The 1,390-nt window shown below is 66.5% G+C and carries 1 protein-coding gene; it reads left to right on the plus strand.

Annotated features, from left to right (window positions below; all coding sequences use genetic code 11):
- Positions 1 to 1,390, plus strand: a 1,390-nt coding sequence (gene ltrA, locus VFZ66_02725) for a group II intron reverse transcriptase/maturase (GenBank protein ID HEX6288071.1), incomplete at both ends; no start/stop codon positions are given.

The raw sequence follows: 1,390 nt of genomic DNA on the forward strand, positions 1-1,390 counted from the left end.
GGAACCGGGAGATCCACCGGCTGGCCGCTCGGGCTCGTCCGCCCGCGCGGTCCGCATCGGCAAGGCGGAATGCCCCAATCCGATGATGCACGGCCGGTGGAAGTCGGACCCGCTCATAGTACCGGTGAAGCCGCCGAACAAGGCCGAGTTCGTGGCCGCGGAGGCGGTGGAGGGAAGGGGCGGGGCCAAGGGCAATGCGGTCTTGAGCAGCACGCGCCAGACCCAGAGCTGGGCAAGCGTATCCCAGGCAATGGACCGCATACGTTGCGCCGCAAGGCGGGATAAGACGATCCGGCTGACGGCGCTCCTGCACCATGTGAACGTCGACCTGCTGCGCTTTGCGTTTCACCAGCTGAAGCGTCGGGCGGCACCAGGCGTCGACGGCATCACCTGGCACGAGTACGAGGCAGACCTCGAGGCCAACCTCGCGGATCTGCATGGACGCGTACAGCGGGGCGCCTACCGGGCGAAGCCGTCCCGGCGGCAGTACATCCCCAAGCCCGACGGCCGGCAACGGCCGCTCGGCATCGCTGCGCTGGAGGACAAGATCGTCCAGCGCGCGGTGGTGGAGGTGCTGAACGCCATCTACGAGACGGATTTCCTCGGCTTCTCCTACGGCTTTCGGCCGGCGCGCAGCCAGCACCATGCGCTGGACGCGCTCGTGGTCGGAATCTACCGGCGGAGGATCAACTGGATCCTGGATGCCGACATCCGGGCGTTCTTCGACTGCATGAGCCACGCGTGGCTGATGCGATTCCTGGAACACCGGATCGGGGACAGGCGCATGCTGCGCCTGATCGGCAAGTGGCTGAAGGCGGGCGTGCTCGAAGAGGGGCGTCTGCTGACGGTCGAGCGGGGCACGCCCCAGGGCGCGGTGATCTCGCCGCTTCTGGCGAACATCTACCTTCACTACGTCTACGACCTCTGGGTGCAGCGCTGGCGACGGCGCTCGGCCCAGGGCGACGTGATCGTGGTGCGGTACGCCGACGACATGGTGGTGGGCTTCCAGTACCTTGCCGATGCGCATCGGTTCTTGGCCGAGCTGAAGCAGCGGCTGGAGGCGTTCGCGTTGGAGGTGCACCCGGACAAGACCCGGATCATCGAGTTCGGACGGTTCGCTCATGAGAACCGCTTGGCGCGAGGTCAGGGCAAGCCTGAAACCTTCGCCTTTCTCGGCTTCACCCACATCTACGGGCAGAGCCGGCAGGGTAGGGGGCTGATCCGGCGGCACACCATCCGCGAGCGGCTGAACGCCAAGCTCAGGCAGGTCAAGGCCACCCTGCGCCGGATGCGGCATATGCCGATCCCGGAGCAGGGGCGCTACCTGCGACTGGTACTGAACGGCTTCTACAACTACTACGCCGTTCCGACCAACTTCCGCGCCCTCAAC

Source organism: Herpetosiphonaceae bacterium, from assembly GCA_036374795.1.
Taxonomy (GTDB): domain Bacteria; phylum Chloroflexota; class Chloroflexia; order Chloroflexales; family Kallotenuaceae; genus LB3-1.